The 15,896-nt window shown below is 35.1% G+C and carries 20 protein-coding genes and 1 riboswitch; of the genes, 14 read left to right on the top strand and 6 right to left on the bottom strand.

Translation table 11 applies throughout. The features are described 5' to 3' along the window. Nucleotides 1–81 precede the first annotated feature (81 nt). Complete coding sequence (locus LAU42_RS08100; RefSeq protein WP_224183114.1) at nucleotides 82–969, top strand: LysR family transcriptional regulator; 888 nt, start codon at nucleotides 82–84, stop codon at nucleotides 967–969. On the opposite strand, the gene hutG is transcribed toward LAU42_RS08100, so the two are convergent. Continuing rightward, entirely contained in the window at nucleotides 929–1,867 is a 939-nt protein-coding gene (gene hutG / locus LAU42_RS08105; RefSeq protein ID WP_224183115.1) for a formimidoylglutamase, read from the bottom strand. The genes LAU42_RS08100 and hutG overlap by 41 nt on opposite strands. Beyond that, nucleotides 1,867–3,315 carry an FAD/NAD(P)-binding protein gene (locus LAU42_RS08110; protein ID WP_224183116.1) on the bottom strand — a complete coding sequence of 483 codons (1,449 nt, stop codon included), beginning with the start codon at nucleotides 3,313–3,315 and terminating at the stop codon, nucleotides 1,867–1,869. Before LAU42_RS08110 ends, hutG begins: the two co-directional genes overlap by 1 nt. Nucleotides 3,316–3,409: 94 nt before the next feature. Here LAU42_RS08110 and LAU42_RS08115 point away from each other — a divergent pair, with 94 nt between their 5' ends. The 5 genes from LAU42_RS08115 (at nucleotide 3,410) to LAU42_RS08135 (ending at nucleotide 7,723) form a co-directional block, all read left to right on the top strand. Continuing rightward, on the top strand, nucleotides 3,410–4,540 hold the full coding sequence (locus LAU42_RS08115; protein WP_224183117.1) for a betaine/proline/choline family ABC transporter ATP-binding protein: 1,131 nt from the start codon (nucleotides 3,410–3,412) through the stop codon (nucleotides 4,538–4,540). A 1-nt stretch (nucleotide 4,541) separates the two neighbouring features. Beyond that, nucleotides 4,542–5,186, top strand: coding sequence for an ABC transporter permease (locus LAU42_RS08120; RefSeq protein ID WP_224183118.1), 645 nt, complete (start codon nucleotides 4,542–4,544; stop codon nucleotides 5,184–5,186). A gap of 1 nt (nucleotide 5,187) precedes the next feature. After that, nucleotides 5,188–6,087: an osmoprotectant ABC transporter substrate-binding protein gene (locus LAU42_RS08125; RefSeq protein ID WP_224183119.1), complete on the top strand. Its 900-nt coding sequence runs from the start codon at nucleotides 5,188–5,190 to the stop codon at nucleotides 6,085–6,087. After that, entirely contained in the window at nucleotides 6,087–6,776 is a 690-nt protein-coding gene (locus LAU42_RS08130; protein WP_224183120.1) for an ABC transporter permease, read from the top strand. The genes LAU42_RS08125 and LAU42_RS08130 overlap by 1 nt, the downstream gene beginning before the upstream one ends. 98 nt (nucleotides 6,777–6,874) lie before the next feature. Continuing rightward, a complete protein-coding gene (locus LAU42_RS08135) occupies nucleotides 6,875–7,723 on the top strand; it encodes a DUF6612 family protein (protein ID WP_224183121.1) in 849 nt (282 codons plus the stop codon). A 90-nt stretch (nucleotides 7,724–7,813) separates the two neighbouring features. Here the strand turns inward: LAU42_RS08135 and LAU42_RS08140 are convergent, their stop codons facing one another. Both LAU42_RS08140 and LAU42_RS08145 read right to left on the bottom strand, forming a co-directional pair. Further along, nucleotides 7,814–8,641: an N-acetylglucosaminidase gene (locus LAU42_RS08140; protein WP_224183122.1), complete on the bottom strand. Its 828-nt coding sequence runs from the start codon at nucleotides 8,639–8,641 to the stop codon at nucleotides 7,814–7,816. A 3-nt stretch (nucleotides 8,642–8,644) separates the two neighbouring features. Next, nucleotides 8,645–8,845, bottom strand: a complete 201-nt coding sequence (locus tag LAU42_RS08145; RefSeq protein WP_420907959.1) for a DUF6440 family protein — start codon at nucleotides 8,843–8,845, stop codon at nucleotides 8,645–8,647. 141 nt (nucleotides 8,846–8,986) lie between these two features. Between LAU42_RS08145 and LAU42_RS08150 the strand changes: the two genes are divergently transcribed. Then, a complete protein-coding gene (locus LAU42_RS08150; RefSeq protein WP_224183123.1) occupies nucleotides 8,987–10,171 on the top strand; it encodes a DUF418 domain-containing protein in 1,185 nt (394 codons plus the stop codon). A 42-nt stretch (nucleotides 10,172–10,213) separates the two neighbouring features. On the opposite strand, the gene LAU42_RS08155 is transcribed toward LAU42_RS08150, so the two are convergent. Then, entirely contained in the window at nucleotides 10,214–11,017 is an 804-nt protein-coding gene (locus LAU42_RS08155) for a thermonuclease family protein (RefSeq protein WP_224183124.1), read from the bottom strand. 127 nt (nucleotides 11,018–11,144) lie between these two features. Here LAU42_RS08155 and LAU42_RS08160 point away from each other — a divergent pair, with 127 nt between their 5' ends. Together LAU42_RS08160 and LAU42_RS08165 are read left to right on the top strand one after the other, a co-directional pair. Continuing rightward, a complete protein-coding gene (locus LAU42_RS08160; RefSeq protein ID WP_224183125.1) occupies nucleotides 11,145–11,342 on the top strand; it encodes a hypothetical protein in 198 nt (65 codons plus the stop codon). After that, nucleotides 11,339–11,587: a hypothetical protein gene (locus LAU42_RS08165; RefSeq protein ID WP_224183126.1), complete on the top strand. Its 249-nt coding sequence runs from the start codon at nucleotides 11,339–11,341 to the stop codon at nucleotides 11,585–11,587. The genes LAU42_RS08160 and LAU42_RS08165 overlap by 4 nt, the downstream gene beginning before the upstream one ends. A 209-nt stretch (nucleotides 11,588–11,796) precedes the next feature. On the opposite strand, the gene LAU42_RS08170 is transcribed toward LAU42_RS08165, so the two are convergent. After that, nucleotides 11,797–12,330, bottom strand: a complete 534-nt coding sequence (locus LAU42_RS08170) for a hypothetical protein (RefSeq protein WP_224183127.1) — start codon at nucleotides 12,328–12,330, stop codon at nucleotides 11,797–11,799. A 154-nt stretch (nucleotides 12,331–12,484) separates the two neighbouring features. Between LAU42_RS08170 and LAU42_RS08175 the strand changes: the two genes are divergently transcribed. The 5 genes from LAU42_RS08175 to LAU42_RS08195 all read left to right on the top strand — a co-directional run bounded on the left by LAU42_RS08175 (nucleotide 12,485) and on the right by LAU42_RS08195 (nucleotide 15,884). Further along, nucleotides 12,485–13,576: a helix-turn-helix domain-containing protein gene (locus tag LAU42_RS08175; protein WP_224183128.1), complete on the top strand. Its 1,092-nt coding sequence runs from the start codon at nucleotides 12,485–12,487 to the stop codon at nucleotides 13,574–13,576. Then, nucleotides 13,576–13,785, top strand: a complete 210-nt coding sequence (locus tag LAU42_RS08180; protein WP_224183129.1) for a PLDc N-terminal domain-containing protein — start codon at nucleotides 13,576–13,578, stop codon at nucleotides 13,783–13,785. The genes LAU42_RS08175 and LAU42_RS08180 overlap by 1 nt, the downstream gene beginning before the upstream one ends. Beyond that, nucleotides 13,782–14,666 carry an ABC transporter ATP-binding protein gene (locus LAU42_RS08185; protein WP_224183130.1) on the top strand — a complete coding sequence of 295 codons (885 nt, stop codon included), beginning with the start codon at nucleotides 13,782–13,784 and terminating at the stop codon, nucleotides 14,664–14,666. The genes LAU42_RS08180 and LAU42_RS08185 overlap by 4 nt, the downstream gene beginning before the upstream one ends. Beyond that, a complete protein-coding gene (locus tag LAU42_RS08190) occupies nucleotides 14,663–15,427 on the top strand; it encodes an ABC transporter permease (RefSeq protein WP_224183131.1) in 765 nt (254 codons plus the stop codon). The genes LAU42_RS08185 and LAU42_RS08190 overlap by 4 nt, the downstream gene beginning before the upstream one ends. A 51-nt stretch (nucleotides 15,428–15,478) precedes the next feature. Then, nucleotides 15,479–15,580, top strand: a riboswitch (SAM riboswitch). A 73-nt stretch (nucleotides 15,581–15,653) separates the two neighbouring features. Continuing rightward, entirely contained in the window at nucleotides 15,654–15,884 is a 231-nt protein-coding gene (locus tag LAU42_RS08195; RefSeq protein ID WP_224183132.1) for a hypothetical protein, read from the top strand. Nucleotides 15,885–15,896: the final 12 nt, after the last annotated feature.

The following is a 15,896-nucleotide window of genomic DNA, read 5'->3' on the forward strand; positions in this document are numbered from 1 at the left end:
TATAGTCTGATATTATATAGTTATCTAATATGAATAAACTAATTATTAATAGTTTTAAACTATAAAATAAGGAGAAACGTTATGAAAATACTACATTTCGAATATTATATTGCCGTCGTAGAACATCGTAGTTTTACGAAAGCAAGTAATTATTTACATATTAGCCAGCCTTCATTAACGGCTGCCATTAAAAAGCTGGAAAACGAAATCGGATATAAACTGCTCATGCGCAGTACGAAAGAAGTAAAAATTACAGAACGCGGCATCCTCTTCTATCAGTATGCGAAAGAAATTGTCCATAAATATCATCAGACGGTAGAAAATATGTACGACTTAAACTACAGCAATAACCCTAAAATAAAAATTGGAATTCTCGAGTCTACGAGTAAATGGGTCAGTGTAGTTGTACGTGAGCACTGTAATCATTATGAGGACCAACACTATATGATTCGTGAAATTTTAAGTACTCCAGCGATTACGAAGGCGATTACGAATTATGATGTACATATCGCACTTTCTAACGAACAAATTGTGCATGACGATATTATTTCACATGCAATTTATAGTGAAGACTACATATTAGTTGCACCAGATGATACGTTTAATAAACAGAAGACCGTACAGCTACATGATTTGCCGCTTATATTACCGAATGATACGTTTCAAGTACGCAAACATTTAAACGACTACTTTATGCGACATAATATAAGACCTCAAATTGTGCTTGAAGTCGATCGCTTTGAAACAGCACTGAACTATGTACATGCACGTATGGGATATGCTGTTATACCTAAAATTTATTATCAGTCAAATAACGCGTCGCACTTGAACGCTATCGCGATAAGACCGAATATTAAGCGCACAATATACATTAATTACAATAAAAAAAGAAAGCACTCAAAACGAGTCCTTTCTCTTATCGATTCATTTATAAAATATTGGGATTTCGATGCACCGCATGAAAACTAATATGACCGACGAGCTTTGCGGTTCTGCCGTCAATATCGTACTCCGGATTCATCTCAGCAATACTTAAGTGACGCGTCTTTCCATATGATAAAACTTCTCGGATAAGGCGTTCCACTTGCTGTGGTGTTAATCCGAAACTGCATGGCGCACTTACGCCGGGTGCAAACGCACTATCCAGCACATCTAAACATAATGTCAGCATAATAACATCATACTGTTCGATAAATGACTGAATAATTTCATCGGTCGTATCATAATCGATATCTTCTGCCAGCACATACTTCACATCATACTGTTCAGCGACATTAAAGAGATACTGTGTATTGCCCACTTCCTGCAGCCCAAGTACGAGGTAACCTGCATCTGCATCTTCATCCAATATTTGTTTGAAGCCAGTGCCACTTGTCGCATATTGTGCGTCACGTAAATCAAAGTGTGCATCAATATTAACCACACCGATTGTCTGATCCGGATAGAGTGCTTTTAACCCTTTGAAGTGTGCATAGGCAATGTCATGACCACCGCCAATGAGGAGATGAAACTTAGCATAGTCATTCGTCTTACTGATAAGTTCTGCATATTCCTTTTGAACGGCCTCAACATACGGTTCATCTGTTGACACGTTGCCAAAGTCCGCAATTGAAATATCTTTCATTAAAGGTAAGTTTCCGAATTTCGTTCTTACAGCATCCGGACCGTGTTTCGCACCTACTCTACCTTGATTCATATGTACCCCACGGTCCACTGCATACCCGAGTATCCCAACGTCATAGCGCTCTGTTAAATCTCCGGTTGCATCAATGACATCGACAGCCTGAAAGTTTCTAAAATGATCACGATTTTCTTTATCGTCTATTCTCCCGTGCCATAATGATTCATCACTTACTGTATACATCATTACCCCTCCTGAACACTATTTGCTAATGCACTGACTGTTCGTTTACCTTCATCTATCAGTTCCATTACTCCGTTATTTAAGAAGTTCACACCTGACGTTTTCTGACCGAGCATAAAACAGTTCTGAAGCACCCCATCCTTTGATATTACACGGTTATCAATAGGTGTCACATAAAAACCACCGTCAGGATGCTCAATAAGCAGATCCTGATTCAATAAATTTGCGATTAATGGATTCGGTTCAACCGCATCCTTGAAATGTTTCGCCGGCCCTGTCGCATTAATAACATAATGTACACGATACTCATCGTTTTTCGTATAGATTCTGAATTTATTATATTTATATGCTACATCAGTCATATCGCTTACGATTTCAATTTGACCGCGTGCTATCGCTTCAAGCAGTTCAGCAGCTGTTCCTTCTGGCATCGGGTTGGCATACGCATCAAGAATGTGTGCGTATTTATTCAAATATATTGCTTTATCACTGCGCGTCATAAACGGCCATATATATGAAGCAATATGTACGATTTCCAGTACGACAGATTGCATCAGTCCTACAAGCTCAGCATTTTTCAGATCAAACGTCATCGCACGTACTGGATTTTGGCGATTAATTTTTAATTTTTCAAGGTCAATATTTAACGCATCTAATTCTTTATTAAAACGCGTCACAAGTTCCTCAAGTGGTATAAAACCATTGTTTTTCGCTTTAACTTTTTCTAATTTTTTCAGCGTTAAATATTTAAATGAAATTTGGTGCATCGTACCACGTACGGATTGTACTTGCCCATCACGACTGAAAAGCAGCAGTTTATTATTAGAATGAGCAATAAAATAGCGCGCGATATCGACACTCGATAAACCTGTGCCAATAACTGCATAGTCTTTATTCTCCTCAATTTCAAGCGTATGCATCGGGTATGGCCATTTCATATAGCCTGGCGTCCCCGTTAACTGATAAGGATCCATCGGGCCGAATTGTCCTGGTGAAATAAACAGAGCATCGAAAGAATATTTTTCATTTTGAGTTGAAATAACATATTCCTGATTAAGAAACTCAACATTTCTCACATGTTCTGTTATAATAGATACGTTACCTTTACTTGCAAACTTCTCGAAATGTTCTTGCATATATTTCCCGAAAAGTTGGCGCGAAAAGTATTGGTTCCCTGAAACATTCTCTGCATCATCTAAATGTTTGTCCATATCAGCATTACTCTTTTTTACCCAGTCGACGAAGTCCTGCGGTTTATTCGGTTTCATACTAATAAGATTACCTGGATAGTTCATTAACAGTTCAGGATCGTCATATTGGAATGCACGCCCATTCCCCATATATTGATTATCATCAAAAACTGTAATTTCGGCTTTCAGCTTTTTTTCTTTTTGTAAGTATTTAAGTACAGATATGCCACCAATACCTGCACCAATAATTGCAATTTTCATTTTATTCACTCCCTTATATATATATTATCAAAAAATAGGGTACACAAACTTAGTACATATATATTTTCTAAAAATTTTTTTATGAGGTGACGACATGTTAGAAATGAACAACGTATCGAAAGTTTATAAAGGCGGTAAAAAAGCCGTATCTGATTTAAACATTTCGATTGAACAAGGTGAGTTTATCGCCTTTATCGGAACGAGTGGTTCCGGTAAAACAACAGCCATGCGTATGATCAATCGCATGATTGATCCAACGAGCGGTACAATTACGCTGAACGGGAAGAACATTAAAGATTTAAATCCCGTACAACTGCGTAGAAAGATTGGATATGTTATCCAGCAAATTGGGTTACTACCCCATATGACAATTCGTGAAAATATTACGCTCGTTCCGAAGCTTTTGAAATGGTCAGAAGAAGAAAAACAGAAAAAAGCTGAAGAATTAATTCAGCTCGTAGACTTACCCCTATCATACCTTGACCTTTATCCATCTCAACTTTCAGGTGGTCAGCAGCAACGTATCGGTGTTATCCGTGCACTTGCAGCAGATCAGGATATTATATTAATGGATGAACCTTTCGGTGCACTGGACCCGTTAACGCGTGATACACTGCAGGATCTCGTAAAAGAGCTTCAAGTTAAATTCAACAAAACGTTTATTATGGTAACACACGATATGGATGAAGCGATTAAACTTGCAGACCGCATCGTCATTATGAGTCATGGTGAAGTCGTGCAATTAGATACACCGAATAACATACTGAAACATCCAGCAAATGACTTTGTACGAGACTTTATCGGTGAGAACAGATTAATTCAGACGACACCGAATGTAAAAACAGTTGACGAAGCAATGGTAAAACCAATTTCAGTAACTGCTGAGAAAACAATCGGTGAAGCCATTCAAATTATGCGTGAACGCCGTGTTGATACGCTGCTTATTACAGATAACAATAACGTATTAGTCGGATATGTCGATATTGAAGATTTATCTGAAGCAGCGAAGAAACATTTAAGTTTATCACGCATTATGAACCAAAACGTTTATTTCGTACGTTCAGGCGTATTCCTTCAGGATACGGTGCGTACAATATTAAAACGTAACATCAGACTGATTCCAGTCCTTGATAAACAAGATAAGCTCTTAGGTGTTATTACACGTGCCAACTTAGTCGATATTGTGTATGACACAATTTGGGGCGAAGAAATCGAGGAGGTATAATATGCTGACGTTTTTACAGGAAAACCAAGCTGAGCTATTACAAAAAACTTTGGAACATATTTCGATTTCCCTCCTCAGTCTGCTAGCGGCGATTATCGTTGCTGTGCCGCTCGGCATACTGCTTACAAAGTCTGAGAAACTTGCGAAAATTGTTTTATCGATTACGAGCGTACTGCAAACCGTACCGTCTCTTGCAATTTTAGCAATGATGATTCCATTTTTCGGTATCGGTACAGTCCCTGCTGTTATCGCGCTATTCTTATATGTATTATTACCGATATTAAACAACACGTATCTCGGCATTCAGTCAGTTAATAAAGACGCAAAAGAAGCAGGTCGCGCAATGGGGATGACGCAAAACCAAGTATTGCGTATGGTTCAATTACCGCTTGCAGTACCAGTTATAATGAGTGGAATCCGATTATCAGCCGTTTATGCAATCAGCTGGGCAACACTTGCCTCTTATATCGGTGCTGGCGGACTCGGAGACTTTATATTTAACGGGCTTAACTTATATCAACCGAAACTCATTATTGCAGGTGCAGTCGTAGTAACAATTCTTGCACTTGTAACAGACTTTATATTAAATTACGTCGAAAAACTTACGACCCCAAACGGATTACTTGTTTCAAAGGGGGATAAATAAAATGAAGAAACTCATTATGATAATTTGCGCTGTACTGTTACTTAGCGCCTGTGGTAATACAAATAAAAGCGAAACAGTAAAGATCGCATCGGTTTATACGACAGAAAGTCAGATTCTTGCACATATGATTAAAATTCTCGTAGAAAAAGAAACAGATCATCCAGTTGAACTGATTAATAATTTAGGTTCAGGGACGGTTGTACATCAGGCAATGATGCGCGGCGATGCGAATATTTCATCTGCACGATACACTGGTACTGATTTAACAGGACCGCTCGGTAAAGATCCAATTACAGATCCAGAGAAAGCAAGAAGCGTCGTTGTAAAAGGATTCCAAGATAAATTTGATCAGCACTATTTTGATTCATATGGATTTGAAAACACGTATGCATTTATGGTAACGAAAGAAACAGCAAAGAAATATAACTTAAAAACAGTGAGTGATATGAAACACGTTGCAGATAAGTTACGAGCAGGTGTTGACTCATCATGGATGAAACGTAAAGGTGACGGATTTGAAGCGTTTAAGAAAACATACGGATTTGACTTCAAGGATACGAAACCGATGCAGATTGGTCTCGTATATGAAGCAGTAAATGCAGGAAAGATGGACGTCGTGCTCGGGTATACGACAGATGGACGTATTCAAAGTTATGACCTTGTCGTATTAAAAGACGACTTGCAATTCTTTCCACCTTATGATGCGAACCCCGTTGCCTCAAACGACTTATTAAAAAAAGACCCGGAGATCAAAAAAATATTACAATCAATGAAAGGTCAGATTTCTACAGAACAGATGCAGAAACTGAACTATGAAGTAGATAATAACTTGAAAGAACCTGCAGTTGTCGCTGAAGCATACTTAAAAGAACATCATTACTTTAAAGGAGGTGCGAAGTAATGGAACAACTCAGTACATTCGAACAATTTATTCGTTACTTCAATGATAACGCAGGCTATGTGTTCCAGCTCTTCCTGCAGCACTTCCTGATCAGTATATACGGCGTTGTGCTTGCTGCTATAATCGGTATTCCAATCGGTATATGGATTGCAAGACATAAACGACTCGTAACACCAGTAATATCAATAGCGAATATTATACAGACGATACCAGCAATTGCCCTGCTTGCACTGCTTATGCTTGCAATGGGATTAGGTAAAACTACCGTTATTATGGCTGTTTTCCTATATGCACTGCTGCCGATAATAAAAAACACTTATACAGGTATAAAAGCAGTAGACGAGCATATCGTTGATGCAGGACGTGGTATGGGGATGACGAAACGCCAGCTATTAACGATGGTTGAATTACCACTTAGCTTATCTGTTATTATCGCCGGTATACGAATCGCACTCGTAATCGCAATCGGTGTAACAGCAATCGGTTCATTTATCGGTGCACAAAGTTTAGGAGATATTATTATCCGAGGCACGAACGCAACAGACGGCACGTCCATTATTCTTGCAGGTGCTCTCCCTACTGCACTGATGGCTGTACTTTCTGATATTATACTCGGATTTATCGAACGAAGACTTGATCCGACAAAGCGTAAAAAATTAAATCAGGCACCTGTTAATTTAAATGAATAACATTCAAATGACCGAAATTATTCGGTCATTTTTCTATTTATTGGTCTATTTTTTATCGTTATGATAACCTAATAGTATTAAAGTTATGGAGGATACATATGAAAACGAAATTACTACCCCTATTATTAGGTTCAACGTTAATCTTTGCAGCATGTGGACAGGATGATACAAAAAAGAACGAAGAGAATAAAACAGAGACTAAAACGGCAGAAACGAAGACGACGGAATCGAAGACGACAGAATCGAAATCAACAGAAAAAACAGCTGATAACACTGAAGCTAAAAAATTAATCGAAAAAGCGCAGGAGCGTGGTGCTTCAGTTAAAAGTTATCATGCGAACTTAACGACAGATATGCAGTCAGGCAGTGATAAAAACACTGTGAAGATGGATATGTCAGTTGATGAATCTGATAAAACTAAAATTACGATGGATATGGCGAATAAAACGATGGAATTATATATATTCGATAAAAAAATCGTTTTAACGCAAGATGGAAAGATTTTCGTTGATGCAACTGAAGCTATGGGTGCAGACGTAAAGACACAACTCGATCAGTTAGATTATAATTCTGCACTTGATACTTTGAACGCTTACAAAGACGGTACAGTTAAAGAAACTTCTAACGGGTTTGAGATAACAAAATCATTTAAAGGTCTTGATGAGTTCAAGAAATTAAGTGAAGCGACTGGTTCAAAAGATATTACCGCACAAATGAAAGATCAGTTAAAAGATATTAATGGTAGTGCGACAATTTCATTTAATAAAGATTATATGATGACTGAAACAAAAACTGACATCGATCTGAAATTAAAAGATAGAACAATGCAGACGAAAACGATTGCAACTTACGATAAATACAATCAAGTAAAATCAATAGACATTCCTGAAGGCGCTAAAAAACCACAAACGATAGAAGAACTAAAAAAAAGCCAGGCAGGACAATAAAAGTAGTGCAGCGTAATTGCTGCACTACTTTTTTATTGATGAATTTTGTTTCGAATGGCCGATGTGTGGACATTCACTCAACATAAAATGCTACTTCGCATATTCATATGTCGTAAAGTACTCCCCTTTTAACCCTAACTTCTTATAATCCTTAGCAATTGTACGTGCATTATGGTGCGCCCATCTCACATCTGTTGCATATTGATGTTGTCCTGGATTTTCCGGGTTAAAACGCATGCCATACAATGTAGATTGTGCTGTATCACTTAAAAAGTCTTTCTTAATAAAGTACGCACCACCAACGATTGCTTTTTCAGGCGTATCCCATCCATGTCGATATGCATATTTCGCCGCTTCATTAATCGGATCGTGATCATAAGCGCCGATGCCAAAGAAATTGTAGTATTTCTTATTACCTTTACCTACCGTTCCTTTATCATCTACAACTACGCCACGTGCTAATTCACTTTTACCTTTTGCTGTTTCTAGTAAAGCATGATTAATTAAATAAATTTCATTCACATCATGCAATCTTGAAGCACGTGCAAAGCTTGTTCCATGATCACTTAATATTCCTTTTCCTTTAAGAAGTTTATTCAATGTTTTCGGATGAACCTTTTGTGTTTTACTTAAATTTAAAAACTGATAGCGCTGTTCCTTATCTTTTTTGAGTTGCTCAATATTCATATACGTATCAATCTGTTTACGTGTCGCACTTTTCCATTCTATACCGTTTGAATGAACAGCTTGTGCTTTCATCTGTTTATCAAGTGCTGATTTATAAGTGTGGTTCACTTTAATATGACGATCCTTCATTTTAGCGTTATTTATAGCTTCAGCTGCCATTAATATAATAAACCCAGCAATTACCGCTGAAAATATACTAATACCTATTTTTTCACTTTTCTGTATACGCATATTCTATTTAAACCCATCTGCTAGAATTGGTTTGCCATCTTTATCAACGAGCACCGTCATGCCACCACTATATCCCATTGCACTGAACAAATACTGTACACCTGTTTGCTCATCAACAACAATATAGTTTGACATCATTTTAGACGTTTTACCTGTTGATGCGTTTATATTTTTAAATCTTTGATTCTCTTTTTTAAACATCATAATCACCCTTTATTAATTTAATAATTAATATTACCCTAATTTACATTATCATAACAAAAAAACCGTACAGAAAAATTACCTCATATTTACATTATTACATATTATGATTATAATTTAATCAAACATATTAAGGGGTATGAGATGAAAAGGTTAACTGTAGTAGATAGTTTAAGAGGCTGGAGCCTGTTTGGTGTTGCACTTTCAAGCTTAATTATATTCCAGTATGGATATTACGGTGATAGCTTTCCGGATTTTTATGAAATGGATGCACTGAGTAAATCATTTATTTATTTTGTACATCTCTTTATTGAAGGAAGCTTTCTTCCGATATTCGCTGTACTTTATGGATTTGGAATAAAAAAAATGAGCGATCATATGTACAACTCGGGAAAAAGCGGTAAGCTTGCAGTATTCAGAAAAGGATTGTTTATTTTTATAATTGGTGTAACATTCATGTCGTTTCTATATAACGGCGATATTCTTTATGCATTTGGGTTGATTACATTTATACTGCTCTTTTTAATTCGACGTAGTGTTAAAACTTTAGTACGCACTATATTTATTTGTATCCTACTCCTCATTATAACGATAGCATCTAACCCATACCTTTTCAGATCATTAGAAGTTGCACCAGTGGCACAGGAGATGTCAGATGCGCAGATGGAATACTTACATAAAGAAAAAGAACTTATCCCTAAAGCAACATTTGATGAGCGCAATGCATTCTGGCTCGATACGAATGATCCATTTCTTGCATATAGCGATACGCAGATTTTACTCGTATTGCCGGTATTATTATTCTCGTTATTACCTTTATTTATAACAGGGATCATATTTGAGAATATACGTTACTTTGAAACGGGTATCACGAGACCTAAAAAAATATTCGTCTATATTATGCCGATATTATTGCTTTATAAAGCACTCATGATATCAATGCCAGACAGTACGTTCTTAATGATTGCAGGTAGTATTAGTTCTTATATGCTTGGCTTCAGTTATATGTCTGCATTCTATATCGTTTACTTAAAATGCGGAAACAAAATGCTCTTCAACGCATTTGCAGCTACCGGCAGACTCGCATTTACGAATTACGTCATTCAGTTAATCGTTCTTGGGTTTGTATGCTATGGATACGGGATGCAGTATTTTGGGAATAGCGACTTTGTAATACCTTGTATAATAATTATCGGAGTATATATTATCCAGATGATTGTGAGTTCGTTATATGTTAAGCGATTTAAATACGGTCCGCTTGAGTATGTAATGCGCCTGTTTACATACTGGACATTCAAACCGAAACGATATGCAGCTAAAAGTGAATAATATAATGAAAAACCAGCACTTCACTCCGAGTGCTGGTTTATTTTAGTTATTTTTCATCCATGCTTGGTATGAAATTTTCGTTGCTTCACAAGCTAACTTATCCTTGTCACGGTCATGCTTTTTCGCATATGAAATATGATGAATTGTTACGCCATATGGATAATATTTTTTCATTGCAGTACAATTTTTAAATGATTTCGGTGCACCTTTACGATACTTAGATGTTGGATAGCCTGCTTTTGTAACTGTCTTTTTTGCTGCCGGCTTTTTCGCAACTGCTTTTTTCGCTACAGGTTTCGGCGCTTGTTTCACGACAGGCTTCTTCGGGTTATAAATAAACCCTTCTCCCCTCGTATTCACATATCCAGGGATTGACCAAATACGAAGCTTCTTAGCTTTCGCAATCGACTCCGTTTTCTTAAGAGCGTTCAAATAATATTTCTGAGAATAAATATAACCAACACGCGCATAGCCTGAACGTACCATTTCGTCATTCACTAAACGGTTATTCGCATATAAATAAACTAAATGGCGACCATAACGATCTTTTTTTTGGTTATTATCATACTGCATTGTTAGTTTCGCATTACGTAAATAGCTGTCTAAATATTTCCCCGCTTCTACTGCATATGGCTGAACAGGTTTTTTCGGATCTTTAGATTCAGGTGTATCAATCAGTAACATACGTAATGTAATTACTTTATTTCCTTGTTTTACACGTACAGTATCACCATCAACGACTGATACATACTTCACTGGAATTTTCTTTGAAATGGCATGTGATTCAGATGCCGGATAAATTGAAAACAATAATAATAAAATAGTAAAAATTTTTAGGTGCTTCATTTTTTCCTCCAGAATAATATATTTTACTATTATTATAATCAACTTGTACGAAAAAGATAGACTAAAATTTAGTTTTTATAAATTATTTGTTAAAATATAGAAAATACTGTTAGGAGGCGTCAGAATAGTGGTTAAGATCCTATTTTTAATTAACTTTATTATCATACCAATTGTATGGGTCGCTAGTAGTCTCATATTTGCAGCGATAGGTAATAGAAGTTTGTCAGAAGCATATTTCGATGGGCTCGGTGTATGTGCATTTTACTACTTTTTCTTAAGTGTGTTTGTATATATATTCTATATTAGAAAGAAGGTTATGGAATGATTGAGGAACAAAAGAAAGAAAAAACCGAAACCGTACAAAACATATTCCTGGGAATGTTAGGAATTGCTTTAATCATTAAAATATTTATCCCAATGTTTGAATATGTTATGGATTTTGCAGCAATGGGTTTAGTGAGTACACTCATTTATAAAGCGATTCTAGAAAAATATACAGGTAAAACAGTTTTTTATTCATTACTGTTACTATTAATTTTTACATTAATATATACGCATCGTTTTCAATAATACTTAATAAATTTTAACCGATAAATTCAGGATAAGTAGATGACTAAAGCCCACAAAAAACCCCCATTTCTGGTAGGACAGAATTGGGGGTTGGTGTATCTATGAAAGATATCCTCGTTAACAAGATAATAACATATTCATATTGGATTCGCAATTTTATAGATGGATATCAAATATTTAATAGGTTTTATAAATTTTCACTGTATAGTTCATGCCTCACCGTACCACTCTTCCTCCGTGATCACCTCATCGATATCAAAGTCGTGTGCAATGTCTCGTTCAAACTCGTGCTTAATCCATTCAATCAATGACGTATCCAGAGAGATGACATCAATATAGAACGGACTCAGCCTTACGAAAGTCTCATCATTATACAAATAACTGATAAATGGATAATTTTCTTTTACCTTCGTATATCTGATATAGTTGACTGCTTCTGACTTACTTAGATGATTAATATTTGTCATTCTCACTACTAGATCATAGTGATTTTGCTCCACATCATATTCCTGATAATTAGTAAAATTCAATACTGTCCATAATCTGAAATTACGTTTTTTATAGCCACTTGATAAATATAATAGATTAACATCTCCATCGAAGATATGATCCACTAATCTTCTATACTTAAAATACGATAAACGCGGTTCGTAAAATCGAACACGGTACTGACTCTCAAACTGCATGAATGGCGATAGCTGTTTATTTAAAATATCAAAACCCGCACTTTTAATAGATGGCATGAAATCACTCCTTTATCGATAGTTTATTACAATATTTGTTAAACTTCAAATTCATTAAATATCTATACACGATACTTTCAATTCGAAAAGTAAACGGATATGAAATTTTAATATATCTTCGTTGACTATATAATGAAGGTAAGGAGGGAAGCATATGATAAAAATTAATCAAAATATTTTGAAGTTCAGAAAACAAATAGATTTTACACAAGAAGATTTAGCGAATTACTTAAATTTAACGAAAGCAACAATTTCAAAATGGGAAAATGGCATTTCATATCCTGACATAAAATATTTACCAGTCTTAGCAAATCTATTCGATATTTCAGTTGATGAGCTTATTGGATTTTCTCCATATCTTGAAAAAAATGAAATTAAAAAATTGCATGCATCATTAACAAGTCGAATCAATAAAGATAATTTTGATGCTATCCTTTCAGAAATTGAACAACTATTTAAATCTTATACGAATGATTACAGCACAATTCTTATGCTATCTAAAGTATTAATAAACCATGCATTTCTATCACAGAAACGTGATGATATCATCCGTCTTGCCATTCAATACACAGACCGCGTCATTTATAATTGTCAGAATCCTAATATGATTAACCATGCGATTTTTCTCAAAGCCAATTGCTATACCATTCTTGAAGACTATGAAAATGTTGTGTCTTTAATCCATGACCGACCATATAAACTTGGTGAAGAATTATTACTCGCACATAGTTATTTACGATTAGGAAGAATAAAAGAAGCTAAAATTGTTGTACAAGCTGAAATATATCAGCAACTCATTATTCTTATCACACACCTCAACATGCTGATCCAATTTAAATTAACAGATCAGGTAGAGGAAACGATTAAGAGAGCTGAAGCAATTGTTCAAAGTTTTAATATCAACACACTTCATCCAAATACTGCACTCAACTTTAATTTATTATCAGCAATGCACTATGCGTCAAAAGATACAAATCGCTCAATCAATTATTTAAAACAATACGTTGCAAACTGCAGAAGCTTGATACAGGAATATTACCTTCACGGAGATGACTATTTCGATGTTATAGATGAATGGCTAAATGATACTCCGACAGGAATCGTTGCACCGATTGATAAAGAAAATATAAAGAATACGATGCTACAGACACTGTATCAACTGCCTCATTTCAATAACTTACGTGAGAATCAAGATTTTAAAAATATTGAGTTTCAGCTTCAGCAACTGATAAAGGAGGAAAAATAATGAATACTGATATTACTGTATTAGGTGATTACCTGCCATTTCTAATACCATTGATAATATTACAAGTTATTTTAATGTTGTTCGCACTTGTCAAAGTTATTAAACGTGACTCTTTTAAAAACCTTAATAAAGCATCATGGATTTTAATCATAATATTCGTTAACATCATTGGACCAATTTCTTATTTAGTCAGTGAGGAATATCAATGAGTATTCTAAAATTAATTCATATAAACAAGAAGTTTGCTCATAAAGTCATTCTTCAAGATGCATCATATTGTTTTGAAACTGGAAAAATATACGGCTTCATTGGTCCGAATGGTTCAGGAAAAACAACAACGATAAAAATGATATTAGGACTTTTACGTCTGGATTCAGGGCAAATATTAGTTAATGATCTCCCTGTAACTTATGGTGAAACACCCACAAATAAATTTATAGGATATTTATCAGATGTACCTGAGTATTATCACTATATGAATGCAAGAGAGTATTTGACACTATGCGCTAAAATCACTTCTATTAAACGAGATGAAGTCAATCAACGTGTTACCGACCTACTCAATGAAGTTGGCTTAGATGACTGTAATATTCGCATCACTAAATATTCACGTGGCATGAAACAAAGGCTTGGTATTGCTCAAGCATTAATTCATAATCCAGAAATTCTTATTTGTGATGAACCGACGAGTGCGCTCGATCCGAAAGGAAGACAAGAAATACTGGATATATTAGAACGCATTAAACATCGTACCACTGTCATCTTCTCAACTCATATCCTGACAGATATTGAACGCATATGTGATGAAGTCATAGTCCTAGCAAATAATAAAATAACTAATATCAATACATTAAAACCTAACTTTGAAACACCATTAATTCGACTCAAATTAAAGATAAATCAAACAGAAAAAGAAAAACTAAGCCCATATTTTGATTATACGATTGATGGTCAGTATACATTCATATCATCAAATGATTCGGCCATGCAGACACTATATGAAAAATTAAATATGCTGCAAATTTACCCAGAATATATCGAGCGTATCGATAATAATATAGAAACGCTTTATTTGGAGGTTACATCATGAATCAGCTAATGATTATGCTTCAAAAAGAATGGACTGAGAGTATACGCACAAATAAATTAATACCTATTATCATCGTATTCATGATACTTGGAATTATGAGTCCTCTCACAGCCATTATAATGCCAGACATTATAAAGAATGCTCTCCCCTCAACAGTGAAAGACTTTAATATTCCTGAAGCTACCTATATAGATTCATATATTCAATTTTTCAAAAATATCAATCAAATAGGGCTCATTATATTAGTAATTATGTTCAGCGGTATTTTAACAAACGAATTATCAAGAGGAACATTGCTCAATTTAATTACAAAAGGTTTAAGCAGAAAATACATTATACTTTCTAAATGGATCATCAGTACAATCATCTGGACAATCGCATACATTATAGGTGCGCTCATCCAATATTCTTATACATTATATTATTTCAATAACGAAGGATCCTATAAACTCGCCGCTTACATGATGAGCTGGTTATTCGGAGTAATGTTACTTAGTATTATTATGCTTTTATCAACTTTGCTCAAGAATAATATTGCTGTAATGTTAGGTATACTGTTAATCGTTGTCATGATGTTCATACTTAGCATGTTTAAACACATTAAAGATAAGTTACCATTACAACTCATCCAGAAAAACACAGATATAATGATTGAAAAAACTGTATTTAGCCAAATGTTTACACCTATCATCATCACAATAATGATCATATTGTTAAGTATTATATTAAGTATATATCGCTTTAATAAGGCCGAAATTTAAACACAACAAGAACAAAATATGTTATAATAAATATACAAAAAAATAGCTCGTATCTTATTCAGAGCAGGTGGAGGGACTTGGCCCTATGAAACCTCAGCAACAGGCGTATGCACTGTGCTAATTCCAACAAGATGTAATCTTGAAAGATAAGAAGTTCTTACTCAAGCTCTTCTTTCTTTAAGATGAGCTTATTTTTATTGTAAAAATTTTATGAGGAGTGTTTTATATGAGAACGAGAGCAGATGTACTTGCAGATTTAAACGAACAAAGACAGGTAAAGCCGAACAGTTATGCATCGAATATGCATAAGGTTTACAAAATTCGAGAGCTGGAACAGGAATTAGGTAAGATCGAAGCTGAGGCTAATGATACTAGAGTACAAAATAAAGAACACATGCAGCAGAAAAAGTTAGAATTCATTGTCGACGGCTTTAAAATTACAGTAGAACGTTGTTAATAAAAACAACCG

The sequence above is a fragment of the Macrococcus armenti genome, assembly GCF_020097135.1.
In the GTDB taxonomy this organism is placed as follows: Bacteria; Bacillota; Bacilli; order Staphylococcales; family Staphylococcaceae; genus Macrococcoides; species Macrococcoides armenti.

Coding starts and splice junctions, on each gene's coding strand:
- LAU42_RS08100 (WP_224183114.1), top strand. CDS start 82: ATGAAAATACTACATTTCGAATATTATATTGCCGTCGTAGAACATCGT.
- hutG (WP_224183115.1), bottom strand. CDS start 1,867: ATGATGTATACAGTAAGTGATGAATCATTATGGCACGGGAGAATAGAC.
- LAU42_RS08110 (WP_224183116.1), bottom strand. CDS start 3,315: ATGAAAATTGCAATTATTGGTGCAGGTATTGGTGGCATATCTGTACTT.
- LAU42_RS08115 (WP_224183117.1), top strand. CDS start 3,410: ATGTTAGAAATGAACAACGTATCGAAAGTTTATAAAGGCGGTAAAAAA.
- LAU42_RS08120 (WP_224183118.1), top strand. CDS start 4,542: ATGCTGACGTTTTTACAGGAAAACCAAGCTGAGCTATTACAAAAAACT.
- LAU42_RS08125 (WP_224183119.1), top strand. CDS start 5,188: ATGAAGAAACTCATTATGATAATTTGCGCTGTACTGTTACTTAGCGCC.
- LAU42_RS08130 (WP_224183120.1), top strand. CDS start 6,087: ATGGAACAACTCAGTACATTCGAACAATTTATTCGTTACTTCAATGAT.
- LAU42_RS08135 (WP_224183121.1), top strand. CDS start 6,875: ATGAAAACGAAATTACTACCCCTATTATTAGGTTCAACGTTAATCTTT.
- LAU42_RS08140 (WP_224183122.1), bottom strand. CDS start 8,641: ATGCGTATACAGAAAAGTGAAAAAATAGGTATTAGTATATTTTCAGCG.
- LAU42_RS08145 (WP_420907959.1), bottom strand. CDS start 8,845: ATGATGTTTAAAAAAGAGAATCAAAGATTTAAAAATATAAACGCATCA.
- LAU42_RS08150 (WP_224183123.1), top strand. CDS start 8,987: ATGAAAAGGTTAACTGTAGTAGATAGTTTAAGAGGCTGGAGCCTGTTT.
- LAU42_RS08155 (WP_224183124.1), bottom strand. CDS start 11,017: ATGAAGCACCTAAAAATTTTTACTATTTTATTATTATTGTTTTCAATT.
- LAU42_RS08165 (WP_224183126.1), top strand. CDS start 11,339: ATGATTGAGGAACAAAAGAAAGAAAAAACCGAAACCGTACAAAACATA.
- LAU42_RS08170 (WP_224183127.1), bottom strand. CDS start 12,330: ATGCCATCTATTAAAAGTGCGGGTTTTGATATTTTAAATAAACAGCTA.
- LAU42_RS08175 (WP_224183128.1), top strand. CDS start 12,485: ATGATAAAAATTAATCAAAATATTTTGAAGTTCAGAAAACAAATAGAT.
- LAU42_RS08180 (WP_224183129.1), top strand. CDS start 13,576: ATGAATACTGATATTACTGTATTAGGTGATTACCTGCCATTTCTAATA.
- LAU42_RS08185 (WP_224183130.1), top strand. CDS start 13,782: ATGAGTATTCTAAAATTAATTCATATAAACAAGAAGTTTGCTCATAAA.
- LAU42_RS08190 (WP_224183131.1), top strand. CDS start 14,663: ATGAATCAGCTAATGATTATGCTTCAAAAAGAATGGACTGAGAGTATA.
- LAU42_RS08195 (WP_224183132.1), top strand. CDS start 15,654: ATGAGAACGAGAGCAGATGTACTTGCAGATTTAAACGAACAAAGACAG.